Here is a 23,795-nt window from a genome sequence, read left to right as displayed (position 1 = left end):
TGAGCTCCAGGCGGAGTCCTATATATTTCTGGACCGCGACTACGATGACAACGAGCGCGGGGAGGGCGATGTGCCCTTCGAGCATGCATTGTTCGTGCGCACGACGGTGATGAGCCGAATTCGCCGGGCGGGATCTGACGCCATCGCTCGAAAGCTGGGCGTGGACCAGGACGAGGCGATCCGCCGCCCGATATCATGAACCGGTGCGCGGCCGTGGCTCTGCCTTCGGTTGCGTGCCCGCGCCGTCGCTGAAGCTCTTTAAGAAGCGAGGACCAGCGTTGCCCTCAACCCCGGGTGATTGTCGGTCAGTTCAAGGGCGCCGCCATGCAGCTTCGCCACGGCGGCCACGAGGCTGAGCCCCAATCCCACACCCGGTGTACTGCGACTTGCGTCGCCGCGGTAGAAGCGTTCGAGCACTTTGTGCTTCTCTTCATCGGGGATGCCCGGCCCATCATCCGACACTGAGATGACGACCGTCCCGTCAGCGCGGCGTGACGCATCGACCGTGACCGTCCCACGCTTCTGGGCATACTTGAGCGCGTTGTCGATAAGATTCCCGACCGCCTGCGCTAGCAACAGCGGATCGCCAGCCAGCGGGAGCGCCCCGGACGACGCGAAAGACAGGGCGACCCCCTGGAGCTCCGCCACGGGTTGGTAGAATTCGGCGGCTTCTCCTGCCACCGCGGCGGCATCGACCGCGATGAATCCGGAGCGGCGCGTGCCGGAATCAATCTCCGCCAGCCGCAGCAGCGCATTGAAGATGCCCATGACGCGGTCTACGTCGGCGATGGCGCTGTCGATCTCGGCGAAGGTCTGTTCCGGGCGAGGCCGGGTCACCGACAACTCTTCCAGGCGGGAACGCAATTCCGCCAGCGGCGTGCGCAGGTCATGCGCGATCGCATTGGACACGTTCCGGATGCCCTCGAACAGGTGCTCGATCTGGTCGAGCATGCGGTTCTGGGTCTCTACCAGCGTATTGAGTTCGCTTTCACCGCCATAAGCAGGCAACCGATGTGCGAGATTTCCCTGCATGATGGCCGCGGCTGCCTGGTTGATGTCGTGCACCTTTGAGAGCAGCGTGCGACGGACCAGTAGCCCGCCCGCGACGCCGAGCAGCAGGACCATGCCGGCCGCGCCCGCCAGTGCGGACATGAACAGCGCTTCGAGCTTTTCAAAGCGGCCGACGTCCCGCCCCAATAACAGGTGATAGCCCCCGGGAAGTACCTGGTGGATCAATACGGCTCTTACCACCCCCTTGCGTACATCGATCGACGCTGCGTGCATGCCGGTCGATAGGGGAACCTCGCGGGGCCATGCCGGCAAATTGCCGGCAAGCTTCGCCAATGCCGGATCCGTGAACAGGAGGATCGTGATTTCGGCGTCCTCAAGTTGCCCGCCGACGCGGGATTCAATGGCCGTGGCCAGCGCATCGGCTCCGTGGCTGGCAAAGAGATCTGCCATGTTCCGCGCTTCGGACTGCAGCCTTTCGGTGCGACTCTGCTCGATGGTGTTGTGCCAGGCGTATAAGAGCGGCGTGGCAAACAGGGTGAGCACGACCAGGCTCACGGCAACATAGCCAAGCCCTACGTTCAGCGCTGAAAAGCGCAAGTGCTTAATCATCTGCCGTCAGCATGTAGCCGGCGTTGCGAACGGTCCGCAGCAATTGACGTCCGCTGCCGTCATCGATCTTCTGCCGCAGCTTGCTGACGTGAACGTCGATGACATTGGTCTGCGGGTCAAAATGATAGTCCCACACGTTTTCAAGCAGCATGGTTCGTGTCACTACCTGGTTGGCGTGGCGCATCAGGTATTCGAGCAGCTTGAATTCACGCGGTTGGAGCGCGACGGCCTTGCCCGCCCGCGTCACCTTATGGGAAAGCAGGTCCATGGAGAGGTCGCCCAGCGTGAGCGTGGTCTCGGCCCGACCCGCCTGCGAACGCCGCAGGAGGGCATCGAGGCGTGCCAGCAGTTCGCCAAAGGCAAAGGGCTTGACAAGGTAGTCGTCACCGCCGCTCTTGAGACCCCGGATGCGGTCGTCCACATCGGCGAGGGCGCTCAGGATCAGGATAGGGACCTTGCTTCCGGTCCTGCGCAACGCCTCGATGATCGTCAGGCCGTCGATGCCGCCGGGCAACATCCGATCCATGATGATCGCGTCATAAGGCTCGCTTGCAGCGAGGAACATGCCGTCGCGTCCATTGTCGGCGTGATCCGCGGTGTGTCCCGCTTCGCTCAATCCCTTCCGGAGGAATTGCGCGACGCGCTCATTGTCCTCGACGATCAGTAGTTTCATGATAATTCGGGCTTCGCCATTGTGATTGCGAGGGACCTCGCCCGCGCAATATCCGGTTTCCAAGCATGGCCTGATGGAATATTAGCCACAGCGTGATCTGGTTGCCAGCCCGCGGTGATCTGACCGATCGTCCTCACGATTCCGGGAATTATGAGGCACTTCCCGCTTGCCGCGGTGCATCGCCGGTGCGCTGGATCCAGCCGCCGCCCAGCGAGCGGTACAGGTCGACAAGACTGGTCAGGCGGTTCAGGCGGGTCGTGACCAGCGCCAGCTGCGCGTTGTACAAGTCGGTCTGAGCGGTCAGCACGCTCAGATAACTGTCGGTGCCGCTCGAGTAGAGCATGTTGGCCAACTCCAGCCGGCGCTGCTGGGTATCGGTGTAGCGCTGCTGCGCTGCCAGCTGATTGTCATAGGTGCCGCGCGCCGCCAGCCCGTCGGCAACCTCCCGGAAAGCGGTCTGGACCGCCTTCTCGTATTGTGCGATGCCGATGTCCTTCTGGACCGTCGCGACATCCAGGTTGGCCTGGTTCGCGCCAGCGGTGAAAATCGGCATGACCAGGGAGGGGATGAAGGACCATGCGCTGGACCCGCCGGCAAACAAGCCACCGAGTGCCGCGCTGGCCGTGCCGAGGGTGCCGGTCAGCGAGATGCGCGGAAAGAAGGCCGCACGCGCGGCGCCGATGTCCGCATTCTCCGAGCGCAGGGCCGCCTCGGCCTGCAGGATGTCGGGGCGGCGTTGCAGCAGATCCGAGGGCAGCCCGGCCGGAATGTCGGTGAGGATCGGCTGGGCGCCGAGCCTGACGGGCGGAGGCAGGTCGGGCGGCAGCGGCTGGCCGACCAGTAATACCAGCGCATTCTCGGCCTGTGCGCGCAACCGGACCTGGGCGGCGTAGGTTGCCTGTGCCTGCTCAACGGTGGTCTCCGACAGTCGCAGGTCCAGTTCGGACGCGGTGCCTGTGTCGAATTGCAATTTCACGATCTTGTATGCTGCCTGCGCGGTCTCCAGGGTGCTCTGCGTCACCGCGAGTTGCTCGTCATAAGCGAGCGTGGTGAGGTACTGATCCGCGATCTCGGACACCAGCAGGATCTCGGCCGCCTGGCGCGCGTAGGCACTTGCCAGGTACTGCTCGAACGCCGCATCCGAGAGGCTTCGCAGGCGGCCGAAGAAATCAATCTCCCACGACGCTGAAACACCCACGGAATAGTTGCGAGCGGTCTTCGCGCCGGTGGCGGAACTGCTGTCTGAAATGCCGGTGGCCGAAGCGCTCGCGCCGGCGTTCACCTGTGGAAACATTTCAGCATGCTGGATGCGGTATTGCGCCTGGACTTTCTCGACGTTCAGCGCCGCGACGCGCAAATCCCGGTTGTTCTGCAATGCGAGTTCAACCAGCCGCTGCAGGCGAGGATCGGCAAAGAAGTCGCGCCAGCCGATCTCCGTAGCCGGCAGCGTGGCGCTGCCAGTCCCGGCTGACGCGGTCTGGTAGGCCTCGCCCGCCGGAAACGCCGCCGACACCGGTGCTGCCGGTCGCTGGTACACGGGCTGCAGCGAGCAGCCGGCGGCAAGGGTCAGGAGCAGTGCACTGGCGGCGTATCGGTATCGCTTCATGTCAGTGTCCTCCGGTGCTGTGGTCAGCCGCTGCCATCGCGGGTGCTGCCGGCTCGGCCGGCTTCTTCTGTTTGCCAAGCTTGTTGCTGACCACGACATAAAACATCGGGATCAGGAACGTGGCAACAAAGGTGGCGGTCAACATCCCGCCTATCACCCCGGTGCCGATCGCGTTCTGGCTGGCGGAGCCGGCTCCACGTGCCAGTGCGAGCGGCAGCACGCCAAGCATGAACGCCATGGAGGTCATCACGATCGGCCGCATGCGCATGTGTGCCGATTCAATCGCCGCCTGGAGCGCTGTGAGGCCCTGGGCGTGACGCTCGCGCGCAAATTCGACGACAAGGATGGCGTTCTTTGCCGACAGGCCGATAGTGGTGAGCAGCCCGACCTGGAAGTACACATCGTTGGACAGGCCCATCAATGACGTTGCACCGAGCGCGCCCAGGATGCCGAGCGGCACCACCATGATGACGGAGACCGGGATCGACCAGCTCTCATACAAGGCGGCCAGGCTCAGGAATACCACCAGGATCGACAACCCGTACAGCAGGGGAGCCTGCGAGCTCGATTGCTGCTGCTCCAGCGAAGTACCCGTCCACTCGAAGGCGATACCCGGGGGAAGTTGCTTCGCCAGCCGCTCCATCGCCAGCATTGCCTGTCCGGAGCTCTTGCCCGGCGTAGACTGGCCCTGGATCTCCATGGCTTCGACGCCGTTATAGCGCTGCAGGACGGGCGGACCGTAGGTCCATGCAGACGTCGCGAAGGCGGAGAAGGGCACCATGGTGCCGACGCTGTTGCGCACATAGAGCAGATTGATGTCGTCGGGATTCATGCGATATGGCGCATCGGCCTGCACATATACCTTCTTGATGCGTCCGTCGGTATCGAGGAAATTGTTGACATAGCGCGAGCCCCAGGCAGTCGAGAAGGTCTGGTCGACGTCGCTGAGGCTGACGCCGAGCGCGGCGGCTTTCTCGCGATCGATATTGACCTTGAAAGTGGGGTTGTCCTGTTGCCCGTTGAAGCGCACCTGTGCAAGATCCGGATCCTGCCTGGCCAGCGCGAGGAGCTGGTCGCGCGCCCTGGCCAGCGCCTCATGACCGAGCCCGCCGCGGTCCTCGAGCTCGAAGTCAAAGCCGGCAGCAACGCCGAGGCCCCGGATCGGCGGTGGGCTGACGGGAAAAATGACGGCATCCTTGTAGGCGGCATAGCGCTTGATGATGCGCTCGGAAAGGGCCTTGGCGGACAGGTCGGGACTGTTCCGCTGGCTCCAGTCCTTGAAGCGGACGAACAACTGGCCCTGGCTCTGGCCGCGGCCGGCATTGTTGAAGCCATTTACCATGAAGGTGGCGTCGACCATCGCCGCTTCGTCCTTGAGCAGGTAATTGCTGACCTCGTCGAGTACCGCGCCGGTGCGCGCTTGCGTGGCACCCGGCGGTGTCTGGACCTGCACGAACATGAAGCCCTGGTCCTCGTTCGGCAGGAACGAGGTCGGCAGCTTGACAAACATGATGCCCACGGCAGCCACGATCGCCGCGTAGATGATCAGCCAGCGTCCAGAGCGGGCCGCGACGTGCCGTACCCCATGCACATACTTGTCCCGGCCCTTGTCGAAGGTGCGGTTGAACCAGCCAAAGAATCCCTTCTTCTCGCTATGATCCTCGCGCGGCGGCTTCAGGAGCGTGGCGCACAAGGCGGGCGTGAGCGAGAGCGCAACGAACACCGACAGCAGCATCGATGAAACGATCGTGAGCGAGAACTGGCGGTAGATCCCGCCGACCGTCCCGCTGGAGAACGCCACCGGCACGAACACGGCGCATAGCACCATCGCCACGCCGATCAGCGCACTGCTGATCTGCCCCATCGCCTTGCGGGTCGCCTCAAGCGGGGACAGTCCTTCTTCGTGCATCACGCGCTCGACGTTCTCGACCACCACGATGGCATCGTCCACCAGCAGGCCGATGGCCAGCACCAGGCCGAACATTGACAGCGTATTGATGGTGAAGCCAAGCGCCGACATCACGCCGAACGTTCCCAGCAAGACCACCGGCACCGTGATCGAGGGAATCAGCGTGGCGCGGAAGTTTTGCAGGAACAGGTACATCACCAGGAACACCAGGACGATGCCTTCCAGCAGGGTCTTGATCACTTCTTCGATCGAGATCTTGACGAAGGGCGTGACGTCGTTCGGGTAGACCACCTTCAGCCCATGCGGGAAATACGGTTCCAGCTCCTTGATGCGGGCGCGTATCGCGGCGGCGGTGACCAGCGCGTTGCCGCCCGGCGCGAGCTGGATGCCAATGCCGGAGGCGGGCTGGCCACTGTACTTGTTGTCGACATTGAAGCTCTCCGCACCGAGATTGATGCGGGCGACGTCACGCAACCTTACCTGCGAACCGTCAGGCAGCACCTTCAGCAGTATCTTGCCGAAGTCCTCGCTCGTGCGCAGCAGCGTCGCTTCAGTGATGGTTGCGCTCAGCTGCTGGCCCTGCACGGCCGGCGTTCCGCCGAGCTGGCCGCCGGAGATCTGCACATTCTGGCTTTGCAGCGCCGCAGTGATGTCATTCGGGGTGAGGGCGTAGCTGTTGAGCTTGTTCGGGTCGAGCCAGATCCGCATCGCGTACTGCGTACCGAACACGTTCATGTTGCCGACGCCATTGATCCGGCTGATCGGATCCTGGACATTCGAGACCACGTAGTTGGCGATGTCGAATTTGTTCATGCTGTGGTCAGCCGACACAAAGCCGATCACCATCAGGAAGGCGTTGGTCGACTTGGTGACGCGCACACCCGACTGCTGGACCTGGGCCGGCAGCAACGGCACAGCCAGCTGCAGCTTGTTCTGCACCTGCACCTGGGCGATGTTCGGGTCGGTGCCGCTGGCGAACGTGAGCGTCGTGGTCGACTGGCCGGTATCGTCGCTGGACGAGGACATATAGAGCAGGTTATCGATCCCGCTCATCTGCTGTTCGATCACCTGGACGACCGTGTTTTGCACGGTCGTCGCGGAAGCGCCCGGATACGTGGTGCTGATCTGGACCGACGGCGGCGCCACTGGCGGAAACTGCTCGATCGGCAGGGACTGGATGGCCAGTCCTCCCGCCAGCATAATGAGCAGGGAGAGGACGATCGCGAAGATGGGGCGGTCGATGAAGAATCGTGCCATGTCTGGTTCCGCCGTTATCTTGCCCGCGCGAGCACAGGACTCTGGCGTGTTGCAGACGCGCCGCCGGTACTCGCATTTGCCGCGGCCTGCGCGGTCTGAGCTTGCGCGTCGACTGCCTGCACCAGCATCCCGGGTTGCACTTTCTGGCCGCCGGCCACGATGATCCGTTCGCCATCATTCAGGCCACCGGTGACAATCCACTTGTCGCCGAGCGTGCTTTGTGCCTGGATCGTGCGTTGGACAACCTTGTTGTCAGGGCCGACAACCAGCGCGGTTGCCTGCCCCTGCGGGTTATGACCGACGCTCGGGACCGGCACCAGGAACGCGTTGTCATTCACACCTTGCTCGAGGCGGGCGCGCACGAACATGCCGGGGAGCAGGACATTGTTCGGATTCGGGAATACCGCGCGCACTGTCACCGAGCCGGTGGCCGGATCGACCGTAATGCCGCTGAACTCGAGCTTGCCGGCCAGCGGATACTGCGTACCGTCCTCCAGCGTGAGCGTCACCCTGGCCTGGTCCAGGCCGTGCAGCTTTACCTGTCCGCTGGCGACGTCGCGCCGAAGCTGCAAGCCAGCGACGCTTGCCTGGTTGAGGTCTACGTAGATCGGATCGATCTGCTGGATCGTGGTCAGCAGCGTTGCCGCGCTGCCTTGCACATAGGCGCCCTGGGTGACCTGCGAAATGCCGCTGCGACCGGCAATGGGCGATACGACGTCGGTATATCCCAGGTTGAGCCTTGCCATCTCCACTGCGGCCTTGCCGGCGGCGACATCGGCGGCGGCCTGCTTCTGGGCAGCAACCGCGTTGTCGTAAGCCTGTTTGCTGACGGCGTTGCCGGTAATGAGCACCTTGTAGCGATCCGCCTGCGCGGTCGTCATGGCCAGGTTCGCTTCCGCTTTTTGCAACGTCGCTTCTGCGCTGTTCAGAGCGGCGCGATACTGGGCCGGATCGATCTGGTAGAGCGCTTGGTTCGCCTTGACGTCCGCGCCTTCCTGGAAGCTGCGCTTTTGCACGATGCCGTCAACACGGGCTCGGACCTGTGCAATGAGATAGGCGGAGGTGCGGCCAGGGAGTTCCACCGAGACCGGGACGCTGGTCCGCTTGGCGGTGACCACCGTGACTTCCGGAGTCGCCGACTTTGGACTCGCTTGCTTTGCGGGACCGCAGCCCGCGAGCGCGAGGACTGCCAGCGTGACTGCCAGGCAGGCACTGCGCCGAAGTGTTTTGTGCGAATGCATCAAGGCTCCATCCCAGTAGTTTGTGAAGAGCGGGTGGTTGCACTCTGCGCGATCGCGAATTAAGGCTGGGTTGGCGGTTCATTAACAGTTGTTAATGTCCGGGAAAAAGGGCGAATGACAAATCCGTAATCGAATTGACAGCTTTGCACGCCCCCGCACTGACTAGAATCGGCGCCGTCGCATGCGAGGGAAGCCGGCCGGAGCGCGTCCCGGCGCAGCACCACCGCAAAAAAATGCGGCCTTCTGTCTGGAATTGCTTCGCTGGAGGGCACCGCACGCCAGCGAGCGAAGCCTGTCACCCTGAAGAACTGGAGCGGGACATGCATGAGTTGACTTCGGCAGGACCTTCGATACTTGCAGCATTCATGGCCTCGCTGGTCGAGTTCGTGGAGGCACTCACCATCGTGCTGGCGGTTGGCGCCGTCCGCGGTTGGCGCTCGGCGCTGCTGGGGACTGCAGCTTCGCTGGGCGCCCTGATGCTATTGGTTGCAGTAGCCGGCCCCGCGCTCGCCAGGATTCCGCTGCCGGTGGCGCAACTGGTGGTTGGCACACTATTGCTGCTGTTCGGCATGCGCTGGTTGCGCAAGGCGGTGCTGCGGGCGGCGGGCATCTTGCCGATGCACGATGAAGGTCAGGCGTTCACCGCGCAAACCGAAGCCTTGCGCCGGAAAGCGGGACCATCCGGCAGGGCGATCGATGCGGTGGCATTCGCGACCGCCTTCAAGATCGTGATGCTCGAAGGGATTGAGGTGGTGTTCATCGTCATTGCGATTGGCGCGAGCGGGCGCCTGATCCTTCCCGCGTCCATTGGTGCTGGCCTTGCGTTGCTTGTGGTGGTGGCGCTCGGCGTGTGGCTGCATCGACCTCTGGCGAATGTCCCGGAAAATTCCCTCAAGTTCGGCGTCGGTGTGATGCTCGCTGCTTTCGGCACCTTCTGGGCAGGCGAGGGCATCGGCCTGTCGTGGCCGGGTGAAGACTGGGCAATCCTGGCACTGATCGGCGTCTTTGTCGTCGTTGCGCTGGCAATGGTTCAGCTCTGCAGGCGTCTGCGCAAGACCGGTCCGGCGCTGCCGAATGCAGCCGCCGGCACACGTCCGCGCGCGCGGGGTCGCCTCGCGATGGTGGCCGAGGAAGTGATGGGACTGGTTGTGGATGACCGCTGGCTGGCCATCGGCGTGGTGGCCTGGGTGATGGCTTCGTGGGAGATGGAGGCAATGCACGCCGTCGCTGCAGACAGTGCAGGCCCGTTGTTAGCGGTGGGGCTGACGGTGCTGCTGGCGGCCAGCGCGGTCCGGCGTGCACGTGCCTGAGGCACGAAGCCATGCGGCGTGCAGGCTCGCGGTTACGCGAGAATCGTTACAGGCTGCGCGCCAGTGTGTAGGTGAGGGCGCTGATGCGGCATTTGCGGTTCATGATGTTAGGGTTCTTCCCCGTGGTAGGCGGTATGGCCGCCTTCGATGGCGGCGAATGCGAAGTGGCCTGCATCCGTGCAGGCCACCCGCCCAGTCATTCAAGCGTGCGCTAAGCGACAGCGGTCAGGCTCCTGGCATGGCCATGGCCGGATCGCTGACGCTGTCCTTGCCGGTTTCAAGACGGCCGGCGAAGCGCCGCAGGTAGCTCGCGTCGTCCGCGCGCTCGATGCTGAAGTCGTACCATCTGGCACTCCTCTCCAGCGACCAGCGCTCCTCCACGACCTCGCCGCCCGCGGGTACGGTCAGCGTCCATGGCCCGTCGTTCCGATATGCGTTGGCCTTCACGGTCACGGCGCATGCCGCGTTGCCGCTGTTGCGCATGTGCAGGTACAACTGTCCGTTCTGCGGGTCGTAGCAGACCTGGCACTCGGGCTGCGCACCGCTGCCGGCCACGGTCCCGGCGAAATGCCGGACGAAGCCATTCGGCCCGAGCACCCACAGGTCGTACTTGCCGTTGTCCGCGACGACATCCCACGTGTCCGACAAGGACTTGTCCGCTTCCACGGTGTAGCGCCGCGGAATGCGGTCCAGGTGCAGCTTGTCGTAGACGTGGAACACCGCGCCCTGCGCGCCGCTGTTGGCGAACAGCAGCGTCACGCTGCGGCCGGCACTGTCGACGCGCGCGCTGGTGTGCAGCTCGTAGGGCAGGGCGCGCGAGAAGCGGGTTCCGCTCTCCTGGAACAGCGGCTGCGGCGTGGCGGGCGGCATCGGCGCCGGCATGGATTTCTGCTGGGCTTCGATGGTCGCGTAGTCGCTGGTGTCCGGCAGCGCCGGGAACTTCGGGTCGTCAGGCGTGGCGAAGTCGAAAGCCGAGGTGAGGTCGCCAGAGACGGCGCGGTGCCATGGGCTGATGCCGGGAATGGTGATGCCGAAGCGCTGTTCGAGGAAGCGCCCCACCGAGGTATGGTCGAACGTCTGCGAATTCACCCAGCCGCCCTTGCTCCATGGCGATACCACGTACATTGGCACGCGCGGTCCCAACCCCCACGGGCGCACGCTGCCACTGATGGTGTCCTCGGGGTGCAGGTACTTGCGTGCCGGATCGGAGAAGTACTCGCCCTCCAGCGGCAGCGTGGATTTGCCTGCAAGCGTGCCGTCCACGTTGTAGGAGGGCACGGCGGGCGGGGGCACGTGATCGAACAGCCCGTCGTTTTCGTCGAAGGTCTGGAAGAACACGGTCTTGCTCCAGACGTCCGGGTTCGACGTCAGTGCGTTCAGCACCTGGGCGGTGAAGTTGCCGCCGTGCTGCGGGCTTGACGGTGCGCCCGGGTGTTCCGACTGCAGCTGCGTGGGCAGCACCCACACGACCTCGGGCAGCGTGTCGTTCTTCACGTCGCGCTGCAGGTCCTCGATGGTCCACAGGCTCATGCCCTGCTTGTACATCGGCGAGTCTGGCTGCGCCGAGCGGAAACTGTCGAACGCCAGGCCACCGTGCATCGCGCCAGTCCAGTTGTCGTTCGGGTTCTGGTAGATGCGCCAGCTGATCCCGGCCTTTTGCAGGACATCGGGAATCGTTGGCCAGCGGAAGGACGAGCCGGCATAGGTGTACCCCGGCGTCGGCAGCGCGCCCTTGATCCAGCAGCGCAGGTTGTTCGGCTCGGAGTCTGTATCGGTGCAGTTGATGCCGCTCGCGCGCAGGTCCGGATTGAAGTTGGAACCCGAGAAGAAAACGATGCGGTTGGGGTCCGTGCCGGTGGTGATCGAGCAGTGATAGGCGTCGCAGATCGTGAAGGCTTCGGCCAGCGCAAACTGGAAGGGAATGTCCTCACGCTTGTAGTAGCCCATCGAGTACGGCTTCTTGTACTTGGGCCACATGCCGAACTTGCCCTGGTTCCAGGCAGCCTGCGCATCCGAGTAAGAGTGCGGCGTGCTCGGCATCAGCAGCGCGTTCATGGTCTGCTTGTCCAGGTGGAACGGCGGGATCTCCTTGGTGCCATCCGACTGGTACCAGACGGGTTTGCCGCTTTCGAGCGGAATCGGGAAGCGGTCGCCGAAGCCGCGTACCCCGCTCATGGTGCCGAAGTAGTGATTGAAGGCACGGTTCTCCTGCATCAGGATGACGATGTGCTTGACGTCCTTGATGGTGCCGGTCTCTACCGCGGCGGGCACGGCGAGCGCGCGGCGGATGCTGGGCGGCAGCACCGTGAGCGCGGCGGCGGCGCCGACCGCCTGGGTGGCGGTGCGGAGGAAATTACGTCTGTCGTTGGATTTCATGTGGCTGACCTGTGGGCGGTGGCGAAGGGAGAGACAGGCGGGGTATCAGGGGGCGCAGTGCAGCGAGTCCGCCGGCTTTTTAGCATTCGCATTGGCATTCGCTTGCGCCGATGCCAACTGCTCTTGCGTTCCCGTGGAGGCGGAGTCCTCGCCGCCGCCACAGCCGGCGAGCGCGATGGTCATCACAACGCCGGCCATGGCAGCCAGACATCTTGTGCGCAGAGTTTTCATGGTGGGTTCCGTGTCGCATGGTTGGGGGTGGAGCAACACGAATCCTAGTCATGCCACATGACAGTTAAATGAACAATGCTCAATCGAATTGAGATTGTAGAATGAGCAAAGTTCAACACACGTGGATGCATGCATGACGCCTACCAGGCAAAGTCTTTCCGACCAACGTGCGGCCGAGGTTGTCGGCATTCCGGAGCCCAAGCTGCCACCCTGGCGCGCCGCGCCATGGCGTTACATCCTCGACCTCGACGGCACGCTGATCCGCAACGGGGCGGCATTGCCGGGTGCGGCCGCACTGCTTGAGGCATTGCAGGGCCGTTACGCCATCGTGTCCAACAACTCGACCGACACGTCGATTGGCCTGTCGCGCAAGCTGCACCGCATGGGCCTGGCGGTGGCGCCTGCGCAGCTGGTGCTCGCCGGCGAAATGACGGTGAACTGGCTGCGGCGCACCTTTCCCGATGCGCGCGTGCTGTTGCTGGGCAGCCCCACCCTGCGCCGCTATGCGAAGCGGACAGGCTGCCGGCTGGTGGAGCAAGACCCTGACGTGGTGCTGCTCGCGCGCGACCCGCGCTTCGACTACCGCAAGCTTTCGCTGGCGGTGAACGTGCTGCGCGCCGGCGCCCGGCTGGTCGTCACCAATCCCGATCTCAGCCATCCCGGCGACAACGGCACCTGCGTACCGGAAACCGGTACGCTGCTGGCTGCGCTGACAGCCTGTGCCGGGGTGCGGCCTGAGTGCATCATCGGCAAGCCTTCTGCCGTCCTGTTCCGGGAAGGGCTGCGGCGCTTGCGGGCAAGACCGGCGCAGGCACTGATGATCGGCGACAATCCGGCGACCGATGCCATGGGCGCTATCGCGCTGGGCATGTCATTTCTGCTCCTTGGCACGGGGCCTGGCGCTGAGGCGGAGACCCCGGCGCAACTGCTTGACACATGGTGTTCCGGCCGGAAGGCCCTGGACTTCCGCCTCAATAGCGCTTGAGCGACAGTATCTCGAAGGTGTGGCGAATCGTCTTGACCGCGTGCTCGTAGTCGGTCAGGGACAGGCAGGCGATCAACACATCGATGATCGCCAGCTGCGCCAGGCGGCTGGTCATGGCTTCCGTGCGGAACTGCGTTTCGCGCGCCATGGTCAGCAGCAGCACGTCGGAGAAGGCCTGGATCGGCGATTTGCCAAAGTTGGTGATGCAGATGGTGTGCGCGCCGGCTTCCTTGGCCAGCCGCGTCGCCGTTACGGTCTCATGCGTGCTGCCGGAATGGGAAATCGTCAATACCGCGACATCCGGTCCGGTCAGCGATGCGCTGATGACCTGCACATGCGAATCGACCACGGCTTTCGCGTTGAGGCCGATCCGGAGCATTCGGTAGTGCGCATCCTCCGCGATGGGGGCTGCGCTGCCGATGCCGTAGATCTCGATGCGCTTTGCCTTCTTCAGGATGCGCACCGCACGCTCGAGCGCGCCGACATCGAGCGCCGACTGCGTCTCGTGCAGGGTCTGCACGTTGCTCTGGAAAATCTTGCGCACCACCGTGGCCGCGTTGTCGCTGGGCTCCAGGTCTTCGTGGATCAGCTGTACCGGCCGCACGATCTCCTGCGCGAGCGCGATCTTCAGTTGCTGAAAGCCTGTCGCGCCGAGCGTCTTGCATACGCCCACCACGCTGCCCTCGCTGGCGCCGGTGCGATCGGCCACTTCACTGACCGACATATGGACCACCTCCGCGGGATGGCTGGCGATGAAGTCCACAATACGCTGGCCGGTGGCCCCCAGCGTGTCGCGGATGCTGGCGATGCGCGTCACGATGGCGCTCAGCGCATTCTGCGGCGTGCCGGCGGCGGGCTTCCTGGGGGCTTTCTTCTTGTCTGCTGGCATGGAGCTTCTTCAATGGACGTCCGTAGCTGCGGACCGATGCTCGCCATTGTAGAAGAGCGCCGCATGCTTCCGGCAGACCCACGCGGGAGTACTGGCTCGCCTCACCAGCCATGGAAGCGCGCCCAGCCGGCCAGCTGGCCGTCACCGGAAAGGGCCTGATACTCGGGAAACTGCGCACCCGTGGCACAGGCATGGTTCGGAAGGATGCGCAGCCGCGTGCCCAGAGGGAAGCGCTCGACAATGTCCAGGTCCGGCGCGGACTCGCATGACACGATCCCGTGCTCCTGGTTGGCCTGGCTCAGCACATACCCGGGGAGCACCGTGCCGTCGATGGTGCAGACCTGCCCGTAGCCATAGTCCCGCTGCTGCTTCTGGGTGCCGCGATCGCGGCTCATCGCCATCCAGCCTGCGTCCACGATCGCCCAGCCCTTGTCAGCCTGATGGCCGATCACCGTGGTCAGCACGCTCAGCGCGATGTCGTCGGTGGTGCAGACGCCGACGTTATGCATCACCAAGTCGAAGAGCACATAGACGCCGGCGCGTACTTCGGTGACACCATCGAGCTGCGCAGCGGCAAGCGCTGTTGGCGTGGAGCCAATGCTGACCACCGGGCAAGGCAGGCCCGCGGCGCGCAGACGCTCGGCGGCGCCGACGCACCCGGCGCGTTCCTGCTCGGCGAGTGCGGTCAGTGCCTCGGGCGTGTTCAGTTCGTAGCTCGAACCGGCGTGGGTCAGCACGCCCGCAAGGCGCATGCCGCCGTCGTGCAGCGCACGGCCCACCTCCAGCAGCGCGGGATCGTCGGGCCGGATCCCTGAGCGGTGCCCGTCCGTGTCGACTTCGATCAGCACATCGAACACCTCGCCGTTGGCGCGGCCGAACGCCGCAATCGTCTGCGCCGAAGCGACGCTGTCGGTCAGCACTTTCAGGTCGCACCCGCGCTGGCGCAGCGCCAGCGCCAGCGGCAGCCGATGCGCCGCCATGCCAACCGCATAGACGATGTCGGTGATGCCTTCAGCAAAGAAGTATTCGGCTTCCTTCAGCGTGGACACCGTGATGCCTTGCGCGCCGGCAGCAAGCTGGGCGCGCACGACTGGCGTACATTTGGAAGTCTTGACGTGCGGGCGGAAGCGCACGCCCAACGCGTTCATGCGCTGCTGCATGCGGTCGATGTTGTGTTGCATGCGTGCGAGGTCGATGACGGCCGCCGGGGTATCGAGGGAGTCGAGGGAGGTGGTCATGTCAGGGGGGATCGGCAATGGGTTCACTGGAGCGCGCTGTGCTTGCGCAGCAGCCGGATGTGCGGCGTCCAGCCGGTCATGGCATCGAGCGGGACCACCGGGCGGGGCAGGCGTTTGAAGTCGAAGCGGGACAATACCGGCGACGTCAGCCCCGGGGCATCGACACTGAAAATCTGCCCGGGGTCAAAGAACTCATCGAACGCCGCGCGGAAATGGCCGCGCGATTTCACCACCACCGTGCGGGCAGCGGCGATATCGATGCCAAACATCTCCAGGAAAGCGGGCTCGTGGCATTGATGGCGATTGGTGATCACCACCACCTTCACGCCTCCCACCCGCAGCAGAGCCGACGGGCCAAGGTTATAGCTGCACCCGGCCAACTGCCCGCGTCGCCCCACGCCCTGGCCCGCGTGCAACCGCAGTACCGTGGCGGGTGCGCTGAAGGCATCGGAGTATGCGGTGCGCTCGCCGCGATTGAAGTGGGCGGTAAACTCGGCGCCCGCGCCGAGGGCATGGGCCTGCGCGCTGAGCTCAGGATCGGTGACCACACCGAGCACGGCATCGCGCACGCCGGCGCGCAACAACGCCTGCAGCAGGAAAGGGGTATTGCCGCGCCCGCCGCCGCCGGGGTTATCTGCGACATCGGCCAGCAATACGGGCGGCAGCGCGTGGTCATCGCCAGTGGCCTTGGCCAGCGCGACCGCCTCGTCAAGCGATGTCAACTTAGGCGTGAACGCTGCGCGGCCGGTCCACGCCGGCATTACCAGATCGCGGGCGGTCTGCCTGGCGAAGTCCGCATCACCGCGGGTCGTGACGATGACCGTCATGCCATTCTTCGGGGTGTCGCCGAAGGCAAAGCCACCTACCACCGAAATATTGACGATGCGCGGGTCGACCAGTGCCTCCGCTTGCGCGATCATGTCGGCGTATGGTCCGGTTCCGGGCGCGGTCAATAGCTGCGTCGGGGGCGCACAAACCGGCATGCGCACATGCGCGACGCAAAACCGCACGCCTTGCATCAGCTCGACCAGTATGTCAGCCGCATCGGTACCGCGTTCAGCCATGTCGGTATGCGGATTGCGGCGATAGGAAATCAGCGTATCCACTGCGTCGACCATGCGATCGGACACGTTCGCGTGCAGGTCGACAGTGGCGACGATCGGCACCGACGGTCCGACGATGGCTCTCACCATTTCGAAGACCAGGCCGTCGGGATCGTCCTCTTCGGTGGTGATGGCGGCACCGTGCTCGCAGATATAGACGGCATCGAGCGGCAGCGCGGCCCGTAGTTCCCGTTCAAAGGTGGCGAGCGTCTCCATGAAGAAGGCGTGGTCGACCGGGCCGCCCGACTCTGCATTGGCGAACAGGATCGGGACGGGCGTCCACTTGCCGCCGGCATCCATGCGACGGACAAAGGCAGGGATCTCCGGCGTCATGGCGGGGGCGGGGGCGCGGGCATCCGACAGCAGCGCATTGCCGGCAAGATAAGCCCGCGACACGAAGTCGGCGCGCGTGGACACTGGAGCAAAACGGTTCGATTCAATGGCAAAACCGAGAATCGCGATGCGGGGATTTGACATGGTCGAGGGAAAGCTCAGTTCTGCTTCGGGATCTTCGCGGTTTCGATCAGGTCGGCCCATTTCTTCTGCTCGCTGGCGATGAACTGGAGGAATTCCGCGCGGTTGCCGGTGGCGGCGACGGCGTTGGCATTGGCCAGGTCCTGGCGCAGGCTATCGGTCTTCAGCACCTTTTCCAGGGCCGTGCTGAGCTTGTCGACGATCGGCTGCGGCGTGCCCTTGGGAAACACCAGACCACCCCACGATACGTTTTCATAGCCCTTCAGGCCCGACTCATTGAGCGTCGGCACGTTCGGATACAGCGCGACGCGCTCGCGGCTGGTGATTGCCAGCGCGCGCAGCTTCCCGCTCTTGACCAGTGGCCATGCCACCGATGCATTGGTAATGGTGTAGTCGAGCCGGCCACCGGCGAGATCGGTCAGGGATGCCGGGTCTCCGTTGTACGGAATGAACAACACGTCGATGCCGGCCATCTTCTTGAGCAGTTCGCCGCCCATATGACCGCTGCTGCCGGTGCCCGCAGCGGCGTAGGAAAGCTTGCCCGGAGATTTTCTGGCCTGTGCAAGCAGCTCGGCCACGTTCTTGATCGGGGAGTCTGCACGGACCAGCAGCAGGTTATAGATGGAGAACATGCGGCCCACGGGCACGAAATCCTGCCGCACATCATAGGGAAGCTTGGTGAACAGGGCCGGATTGATGGCGAGGGTGTTGATGTTGCCATAGCCCAGCGTGTACCCGTCCGGCGCAGCGCGCTTGACCTGCGCCATGCCGATGTTGCCGGCGGCGCCCGGGCGGTTGTCGACGACAAAGTTGGCGTTGGTTTCTCTTGCCAGGTGGGTCAGCACAACGCGGGTCAGCACGTCGGCCGATCCGCCGGCGGCGGAGGCGACGATGACGGTAACCGGCTTTTGGGGCCACGGGTTGTCGGCCGCCCGGGCGGCGGAAGTGAAGCTACAGGCAGCACTTAATGCGAGCGCTGTGAGGGCAGGGATGAGGCGCATGAAACCAACTCCGGACAAATGGGAAGGAATTGAGGTCCTTGACCGTCCGGTAGCGCATCACTGGCGTGCCGCGGGCAAGGCGCCGAAGCCGCGCAGCGGCTACGGTGACATCGTGAAAAGTAAGCGGCTCCTACATAATGCAAACATCGATTAAAGCGTTAATAAAGCGTTTACCACGACCACGGGATGCTGGAGCCCACGCCGGTCGTGCCAGCCCTCTGGTGGAGCAGGCGGGCGACGGTCAGGTCCTGCAGGGCGAGACCGGTCATGTCGAATACCGTGATGTCGGTCGGTTGCCGGTCCGCACGCGCCTTGCCCGTCAGCAGGTCGCCCAGTTCAATGCATGGCGTATCGGAGGCCCATTGGGTTTCACCGATCTGGCGTGCCTGTACCTGGTCGTCGACGAACAGGCGCACTCGCTGCAGCAGGCCCTCGGGCAGCTCGCGCTTGCCCTTGGTGTCGGCGCCGACACAATTCAGGTGTGTACCTGGCTGTACCGCCTGCGTTTCGAACAAGGCGCCCGCTCCTGGCGTTGCGGTGATCACGATGTCGCTCTCGGACACTGCAGCATTGCGGTCGCGAGCTGGCGAGATGTCGCAACGGTGCGCGAACTGCGCCTCGAAAGCAGCGTCACGCTTGCCGTCCACCGTGGCATAGCGGACCTCGCCAAGTGCTGGCAACAACCGCAGCGCGAAGCTGAGCTGCACGCGAGCCTGGACACCGGTGCCGAACACGCACAAGCGGGTACTGTCCGCCCGTGCAAGCTGCTGCAGCCCCAGGCCACCCGCGGCGCCGGTGCGCATGGTCGTGACCGCGTTGCCGTCCAGGAGGCAGACGGGCCGCCCGGTAGCGGGGTCGATCAGCATGATGGTGGCCTGGTGCGGTTCACCACCAAGCTGACGGTTGTTGGGCCAGAATCCCGCGGCCTTGAAGCCCAGCAGGCCTTGTGCCTGCACATCCCCCGACTTGATGCCGAAGACGCCGCCGGTTACCAGGGGCTCGCGCACCACCGGGAACACGCGGCCCTCGCCCTGGCTATGCAGCACGAAAGCCTCGCGCACGGCTTCCAGGACGTCGTCGGGCAGCAGCAAGGCCTGCACCTCGTCCTTGTCGAGCAGGAGCAGGCGGGCGTCACTTGGCATCGCTGTACACCGTTGCTCGCGATACGCCCAGATGCATCGCCACGACCTCCATGGCCCGGCGCACCTCCATGCAACCCGATTCCTTGAGCTCGCGCATCAGCGCGCGCCGGTCCGTTGCCTTGAGCGAACGTGGGGTGGTGGCGAGCCGCGCCGCGAACTGGTCAATGCGATCCCGGATACCATCCGCGCCGATCGGATCGAGCGACTCGGTAACACCCGCGGCCGCGCCGACCGTGCCGAACTGTCCCAACATGGTCTGCAAGCCACGAAACAGGGAGAGATCGACGTTCAGGCACAGGGCCGCGATGTATTGCCCACTGGAATCCTTGATGCCGATCGATGTGCTCTTGGCCTGGCGGCCATCGGCGAACTGGTTTGCATAGTTGGCGATGACTTGCTGGTATTGCGGATCGGCGATGCGGGCCAGGCCGAGTTCCGTAGCCGGGTCGCCAGGCTGGCGACCCGACAGGTTGTTATGGATCGCCAGGATGGCGTGCCTGGGATCGAGGAGGTCGTGGACAACGACCTCGCAAAACGGCGCCAGGGTCTCGCCGAGGCCCTGCGCTACTTGCTTGAGTTGATCGAGCAGCGCTTGCTGCTCCTTGGTTCGTTTCGTCATTTGGATATATTATCTAGAACTAGACGATTAGTAAAGGAGGAAAATCCAGCGTGTCATGGAGCGCACTTGCGCCCGTCGCCGGTCAGGTGTTGGCCGCGCGGATCATGTCGATCAGTTGCCGCAGGCCGGGCAGCGTCTGCCGCCGGCTTGGGTAGTACATCACCATCGGCGGACCGGCGACCGCCCATTTCGGCAGGACCACTTCAAGCCGGCCGGCGGCAATGTCGTCGGCCACGCGGCGCTCGAGACAGTATGCGAGCCCGACGCCATTCAGCGCGGCCACGACGGCGGTATCCGTCTCGTTGGCGCTGACCGGGCCAGGGACGTCGAGTTCGAGTGCGCGGCGTCCGTTGCCGAGCTCCCACCGATACAGCGAGTTGTCGCCGATGCGGATGCGGATGCACGCGTGGTGCATCAGGTCGTCTGGCTTCGCCGGCCGTCCGTGCCGCGCCAGATATGCTGGAGACCCCACGATCACCCAGCGCAATGGTGGCGTCAGCGGCACGGCAATCATGTCGCCTGCGACCGTGTCACCGTAGCGGATGCCAGCGTCGTAACCGTCCGCAATGATGTCGATCAGTCGATCGTCGACGGTGATGTCGAGCTGGATCTCCGGGTACGCGTCGGTGAATGCGGGCAGGACCGGACCGATCAGCAGGCGGGACGCGTCGCGCGGCACGTTGATACGCAGGCGGCCGACCGGCGAAGTGCGGTAGCGATCGAGCTGATCGATGGCCGTGCCGATGGTCTCAAATCCCTTGCCGAGCTGCTCCGCCAGCGCGCTGCCAGCCGCGGTCGGCACCACCGAGCGGCTGGTGCGATTGAGCAGCTTGACGCCCAGCCGCGCTTCGAGATTGCGCATGGCGTGGCTTAGCGCGGACGTCGACACCCCCAGTTCGACAGCCGCTTGCCGGAAACTGCGGCGGCGGCAGATGGTGACAAACACATTGAGATCGGCAAGCTCGGTGCGGGTGAAAGCGGGCATGGCAGACAGGTGGCGTGGCGTGTCTCAATGATTCGTTGAATTCAATTCAACGATATATGAGCTAGATTGTACGCTTCGAGCGTTGGCCGATTGCAGCCCAAACGTGCAGCCCAACGCTCGCAGGCACCCACCTATTGGAGTCACTGAGCATGAATGTCGAGACGATACGAATTGAAGGTATCCCGGTTGCCGTATCGCGCGTTGCGCTGGGCACATGGGCGATAGGCGGCTGGATGTGGGGCGGAACCGATGACAGCGCCTCCGTGGCGACGATCCGCAGCGCGCTTGACCATGGCATCAATCTGATCGACACCGCACCGGTGTATGGCTTCGGCCATTCCGAAGAAGTGGTCGGCAAGGCGCTGGCTGGCAGGCGCCAGCAAGCGGTAATCGCCACCAAGGTCGCGCTCGAATGGAGCGATGGCGGCGTGCGGCGCAACGCCACACCGGCGCGCATCCGACAGGAAATCGAGGATTCACTGCGCCGCTTGCGCACCGACTACATTGACCTGTATCAGGTGCACTGGCCGGACACGCTGGTGCCCTTTGAAGACACCGCGGCCGAGCTGGAGAAACTTCGCGTCGAAGGAAAGGTCCTGGCCGTCGGCGTCAGCAACTATTCTCCACGGCAGATGGACGCGTTCTCTGTGGCGACACGGCTCGCGGCAGTCCAGCCCCCTTACAACCTGTTCGAGCGCGCGATCGAAGCTGACGTACTGCCATACGCGCGCGAGCAAGGGCTTGCCGTACTGGCCTACGGCGCGCTGTGCCGGGGCCTGCTGTCCGGGCGGATGAATGGGTCCACCACGTTCGGTGGCGATGACCTGCGCAATGCGGACCCGAAATTCCGGCAGCCCCGCTTCGCGCAGTACCTGGCGGCCGTCGAGGCGCTCTCGGCGTTTGCCCGCGAGCGCCACGGCAAGTCGGTGCTGGCATTGGCGATCCGCTGGATCCTCGACCAGGGCCCGACGATTGCGCTGTGGGGCGCGCGTCGCTCGGACCAGTTGCGCGGCATCGGCGACGCGTTCGGATGGAAGCTGAGCGCGCAGGACAAGGAGGACATCGATATCTTGCTCGCACAGCATGTGACCGATCCGGTCGGTCCGGAATTCATGGCGCCGGCGCTGCGCTAGTACGGGCAACGCGGTCGCGCCACCTCGCCCGTCACTGCGGCATTGTCCGGGTGCCGCCTTGTCAACATTATTCGTTATTCGGAGTTTCATCATGCAGATTGGATTTGTCGGGCTTGGCGCCATGGGCGCCGCGATTGCCATGAACCTGTTCGAGTCTGGGCATCAGGTGCAAGTGTTCAACCGGAGCCGCGCGCGTTCCGAACCCCTGCGCAGGGCAGGGGCCACGGTCGCGGCGAGCCCGGCCGAGGCTGCACATCTGGCTGACGTTGTCTTCTCAATGGTCGCCGACGATGCCGCGCTGACATCGGTCACGCTAGGCGATTCCGGAATTCTCGCGGGACTCAGACCGGGCGCGGTGCATGTCTCGCTCAGTACGATCGGCGTCGATACCGCACAGGCTCTCACCGTCCGGCATCGTGAAGCCGGGGTGGGCTTCGTCTCGGCGCCCGTGTTTGGCCGGCCCGACGCAGCGGCGGCGCGCAAGCTCTTCATCATGGCCGCAGGCGCGGACGAGCACTTGAAAGTTGCTGTGCCCCTACTGGAGCAGCTGGGGCAGTCCGTCGGTATCGTTGGGGCGGATCCGTCGCAGGCGAATCTCGTGAAGCTGATCGGCAACTTCATGCTGTCCGTGATCATCGAGACGCTGGGCGAGGCCTGCGCGGTGGCGGGCAAGGCGGGAATCGACCCGATGCACTTCGTCGATCTCCTGACCAACGCGAACTTCAACGCGCCGCCCTACAAGATCTATGGTTCGATGATCGCGTCGCAGCAGTTCCAGCCGGCTGGCTTTTCGCTGCCGCTAGGCCAGAAGGACAATCGCCTGATGCTGGCGGCCGCCGAAGCGCTCGGTGTGCCGCTCCCGCTTGCGAGCCTCGTTCACGATCGCTTTCTTGCTGTGCGCTCGCAAGGCATTGGCGCTGAGCACGACTGGTCTGCCGTTGCACTTTGCGCATTGACCGAAGCCGGGATGCGCAAAAACGCTTAGCATCCGAAAGGCGAGTCTCTCACGGGCGGTTTGCAAGGGGAGGCTACTTCCACCAGATGTGGAAAGAGCTTCCCGATCCTGGCCGATGCCTCTGGCACGTGCCCGTCGCCTCAGGGATCCATCACCGACAGGTAAGCCGCAGCTTCTTCAATCTGCCGCTCGTTCAGCGTGGCCGCCACCGCCGTCATTGTCCCCGGCGCCGGTGTTCCCGCCTTCGCGCGGGCCTGGAACTCATGGAGCCGGTTGATGACAAATGCGGCCGGTTCACCGGCAATGCTCGGATAGCGCACGCCGTTGCCTTTTCCATCGGCCGCATGACAGGTGAAGCAAGCGGGAACGTCCAGAGCCGCGCCCAGCTCGGCCAGTCGCTTGCCGGCCATCACCAGATCGGGCGGAGGAGGGTGCTCACCCTCTACGCGCGGAGGATGCTTGGTTGAAAAGAACACCGCGAGGCTGCGTATCTCGCTGTCGGAGAGGTCGTGCGCAACGCTTTGCATGACAGCACTCGCACGGGTTCCCGCCCTGAACATAGACAGTGCATGCGCAAGATACTCCGGATTCATTCCCGCGATCCTTGGTGCACCAGTTGCCGTGCCGGCTCCCAGGACGCCATGGCACGAGACACAGCTGGCAAGGGAAGGCGCTGGCGTACTGAGAGCAGGATCCCTCGCTGTGACTGCGGGTTGCGCATGACAGACGCCGGAAGCAGCGATGAGCGCCAGCAAACCAAGCCGCAGGCGGCTGCCTCGCGGGTTGGGAGGGTAGTGGCCGGTCATGTGCATCCTCCCGATATGGCGTGGCAAGCGTTGTCCGAACAATGATTCGGCACGACTATGCAGGAGCGATACTGACAAATCGGCGTTGAGATAATGACGAAATTGTCATGTCAAATGCGTCATTCTTGCTCCCGGTACAGGCCGCCGCCCCATATCTATCGATTGATTTTCTTTTCAAATCAGCTGATTAGCAGAGGTGCGGCGGTTCTTTGCGAATCCCGGCCAACTGTCAATAAGGCGTC

19 protein-coding genes are annotated in these 23,795 nt (G+C 64.1%); 4 read left to right on the top strand and 15 right to left on the bottom strand.

Translation table 11 applies throughout. From position 1 onward, the window contains the following. Positions 1 to 258: 258 nt before the first annotated feature. The 5 genes from RM96_RS26250 to RM96_RS26230 form a co-directional block, all read right to left on the bottom strand. Entirely contained in the window at positions 259 to 1,566 is a 1,308-nt protein-coding gene (locus RM96_RS26250) for a sensor histidine kinase (RefSeq protein WP_238587413.1), read from the bottom strand. 46 nt (positions 1,567 to 1,612) lie between these two features. Further along, positions 1,613 to 2,293, bottom strand: coding sequence for a winged helix-turn-helix domain-containing protein (locus RM96_RS26245; RefSeq protein ID WP_039014654.1), 681 nt, complete (start codon positions 2,291 to 2,293; stop codon positions 1,613 to 1,615). A gap of 148 nt (positions 2,294 to 2,441) precedes the next feature. Beyond that, the gene (locus RM96_RS26240) at positions 2,442 to 3,899 is read right to left on the bottom strand and encodes an efflux transporter outer membrane subunit (RefSeq protein WP_052279749.1); all 1,458 of its coding nucleotides are present in this window, start codon (positions 3,897 to 3,899) and stop codon (positions 2,442 to 2,444) included. Between the two features lies 1 nt (position 3,900). Further along, positions 3,901 to 7,065, bottom strand: a complete 3,165-nt coding sequence (locus RM96_RS26235) for an efflux RND transporter permease subunit (RefSeq protein ID WP_039014653.1) — start codon at positions 7,063 to 7,065, stop codon at positions 3,901 to 3,903. Between the two features lie 14 nt (positions 7,066 to 7,079). Beyond that, positions 7,080 to 8,306, bottom strand: a complete 1,227-nt coding sequence (locus RM96_RS26230) for an efflux RND transporter periplasmic adaptor subunit (protein WP_052279748.1) — start codon at positions 8,304 to 8,306, stop codon at positions 7,080 to 7,082. A 320-nt stretch (positions 8,307 to 8,626) separates the two neighbouring features. On the opposite strand from RM96_RS26230, the gene RM96_RS26225 reads away from it, so the two are divergent. After that, positions 8,627 to 9,616, top strand: a complete 990-nt coding sequence (locus tag RM96_RS26225) for a COG4280 domain-containing protein (RefSeq protein ID WP_082016712.1) — start codon at positions 8,627 to 8,629, stop codon at positions 9,614 to 9,616. A gap of 225 nt (positions 9,617 to 9,841) precedes the next feature. On the opposite strand, the gene RM96_RS26220 is transcribed toward RM96_RS26225, so the two are convergent. Continuing rightward, complete coding sequence (locus tag RM96_RS26220; protein WP_039014652.1) at positions 9,842 to 11,992, bottom strand: phosphocholine-specific phospholipase C; 2,151 nt, start codon at positions 11,990 to 11,992, stop codon at positions 9,842 to 9,844. A 45-nt stretch (positions 11,993 to 12,037) separates the two neighbouring features. Further along, positions 12,038 to 12,223 (bottom strand): hypothetical protein, encoded by a 186-nt coding sequence (locus RM96_RS38900; RefSeq protein ID WP_152624210.1) that lies wholly within the window; start codon positions 12,221 to 12,223, stop codon positions 12,038 to 12,040. Between the two features lie 133 nt (positions 12,224 to 12,356). On the opposite strand from RM96_RS38900, the gene RM96_RS26215 reads away from it, so the two are divergent. Next, positions 12,357 to 13,208 carry an HAD-IIA family hydrolase gene (locus tag RM96_RS26215; protein ID WP_082016711.1) on the top strand — a complete coding sequence of 284 codons (852 nt, stop codon included), beginning with the start codon at positions 12,357 to 12,359 and terminating at the stop codon, positions 13,206 to 13,208. Here the strand turns inward: RM96_RS26215 and RM96_RS26210 are convergent. The 7 genes from RM96_RS26210 to RM96_RS26180 all read right to left on the bottom strand — a co-directional run bounded on the left by RM96_RS26210 (position 13,195) and on the right by RM96_RS26180 (position 20,659). Continuing rightward, positions 13,195 to 14,028: a MurR/RpiR family transcriptional regulator gene (locus RM96_RS26210; RefSeq protein ID WP_039014695.1), complete on the bottom strand. Its 834-nt coding sequence runs from the start codon at positions 14,026 to 14,028 to the stop codon at positions 13,195 to 13,197. The genes RM96_RS26215 and RM96_RS26210 overlap by 14 nt on opposite strands. 170 nt (positions 14,029 to 14,198) lie before the next feature. Further along, positions 14,199 to 15,335 carry a DSD1 family PLP-dependent enzyme gene (locus RM96_RS26205; RefSeq protein ID WP_039014651.1) on the bottom strand — a complete coding sequence of 379 codons (1,137 nt, stop codon included), beginning with the start codon at positions 15,333 to 15,335 and terminating at the stop codon, positions 14,199 to 14,201. A gap of 23 nt (positions 15,336 to 15,358) precedes the next feature. Beyond that, positions 15,359 to 16,975, bottom strand: a complete 1,617-nt coding sequence (locus RM96_RS26200) for a M81 family metallopeptidase (RefSeq protein WP_238587412.1) — start codon at positions 16,973 to 16,975, stop codon at positions 15,359 to 15,361. Further along, positions 16,930 to 17,913: a Bug family tripartite tricarboxylate transporter substrate binding protein gene (locus RM96_RS26195; protein ID WP_039014649.1), complete on the bottom strand. Its 984-nt coding sequence runs from the start codon at positions 17,911 to 17,913 to the stop codon at positions 16,930 to 16,932. Before RM96_RS26195 ends, RM96_RS26200 begins: the two co-directional genes overlap by 46 nt. Positions 17,914 to 18,083: 170 nt before the next feature. Next, on the bottom strand, positions 18,084 to 19,055 hold the full coding sequence (locus tag RM96_RS26190; protein ID WP_039014648.1) for an ornithine cyclodeaminase family protein: 972 nt from the start codon (positions 19,053 to 19,055) through the stop codon (positions 18,084 to 18,086). Next, on the bottom strand, positions 19,045 to 19,674 hold the full coding sequence (locus RM96_RS26185) for a helix-turn-helix transcriptional regulator (RefSeq protein ID WP_039014647.1): 630 nt from the start codon (positions 19,672 to 19,674) through the stop codon (positions 19,045 to 19,047). The genes RM96_RS26190 and RM96_RS26185 overlap by 11 nt, the downstream gene beginning before the upstream one ends. 82 nt (positions 19,675 to 19,756) lie before the next feature. Then, positions 19,757 to 20,659: a LysR family transcriptional regulator gene (locus RM96_RS26180; RefSeq protein ID WP_039014646.1), complete on the bottom strand. Its 903-nt coding sequence runs from the start codon at positions 20,657 to 20,659 to the stop codon at positions 19,757 to 19,759. Between the two features lie 149 nt (positions 20,660 to 20,808). On the opposite strand from RM96_RS26180, the gene RM96_RS26175 reads away from it, so the two are divergent. Both RM96_RS26175 and RM96_RS26170 read left to right on the top strand, forming a co-directional pair. Next, positions 20,809 to 21,792 (top strand): aldo/keto reductase, encoded by a 984-nt coding sequence (locus tag RM96_RS26175; protein WP_039014645.1) that lies wholly within the window; start codon positions 20,809 to 20,811, stop codon positions 21,790 to 21,792. Positions 21,793 to 21,883: 91 nt separating this feature from the next. Then, entirely contained in the window at positions 21,884 to 22,777 is an 894-nt protein-coding gene (locus RM96_RS26170; RefSeq protein ID WP_039014644.1) for an NAD(P)-dependent oxidoreductase, read from the top strand. Positions 22,778 to 22,887: 110 nt separating this feature from the next. Here RM96_RS26170 and RM96_RS37640 read toward each other — a convergent pair whose 3' ends face one another. Beyond that, a complete protein-coding gene (locus tag RM96_RS37640; RefSeq protein ID WP_238587410.1) occupies positions 22,888 to 23,553 on the bottom strand; it encodes a c-type cytochrome in 666 nt (221 codons plus the stop codon). Positions 23,554 to 23,795: the final 242 nt, after the last annotated feature.

The sequence above is a fragment of the Cupriavidus sp. IDO genome, assembly GCF_000812465.1.
GTDB lineage: Bacteria > Pseudomonadota > Gammaproteobacteria > Burkholderiales > Burkholderiaceae > Cupriavidus.
This window is presented reverse-complemented; position numbering and strand designations above follow the sequence as displayed.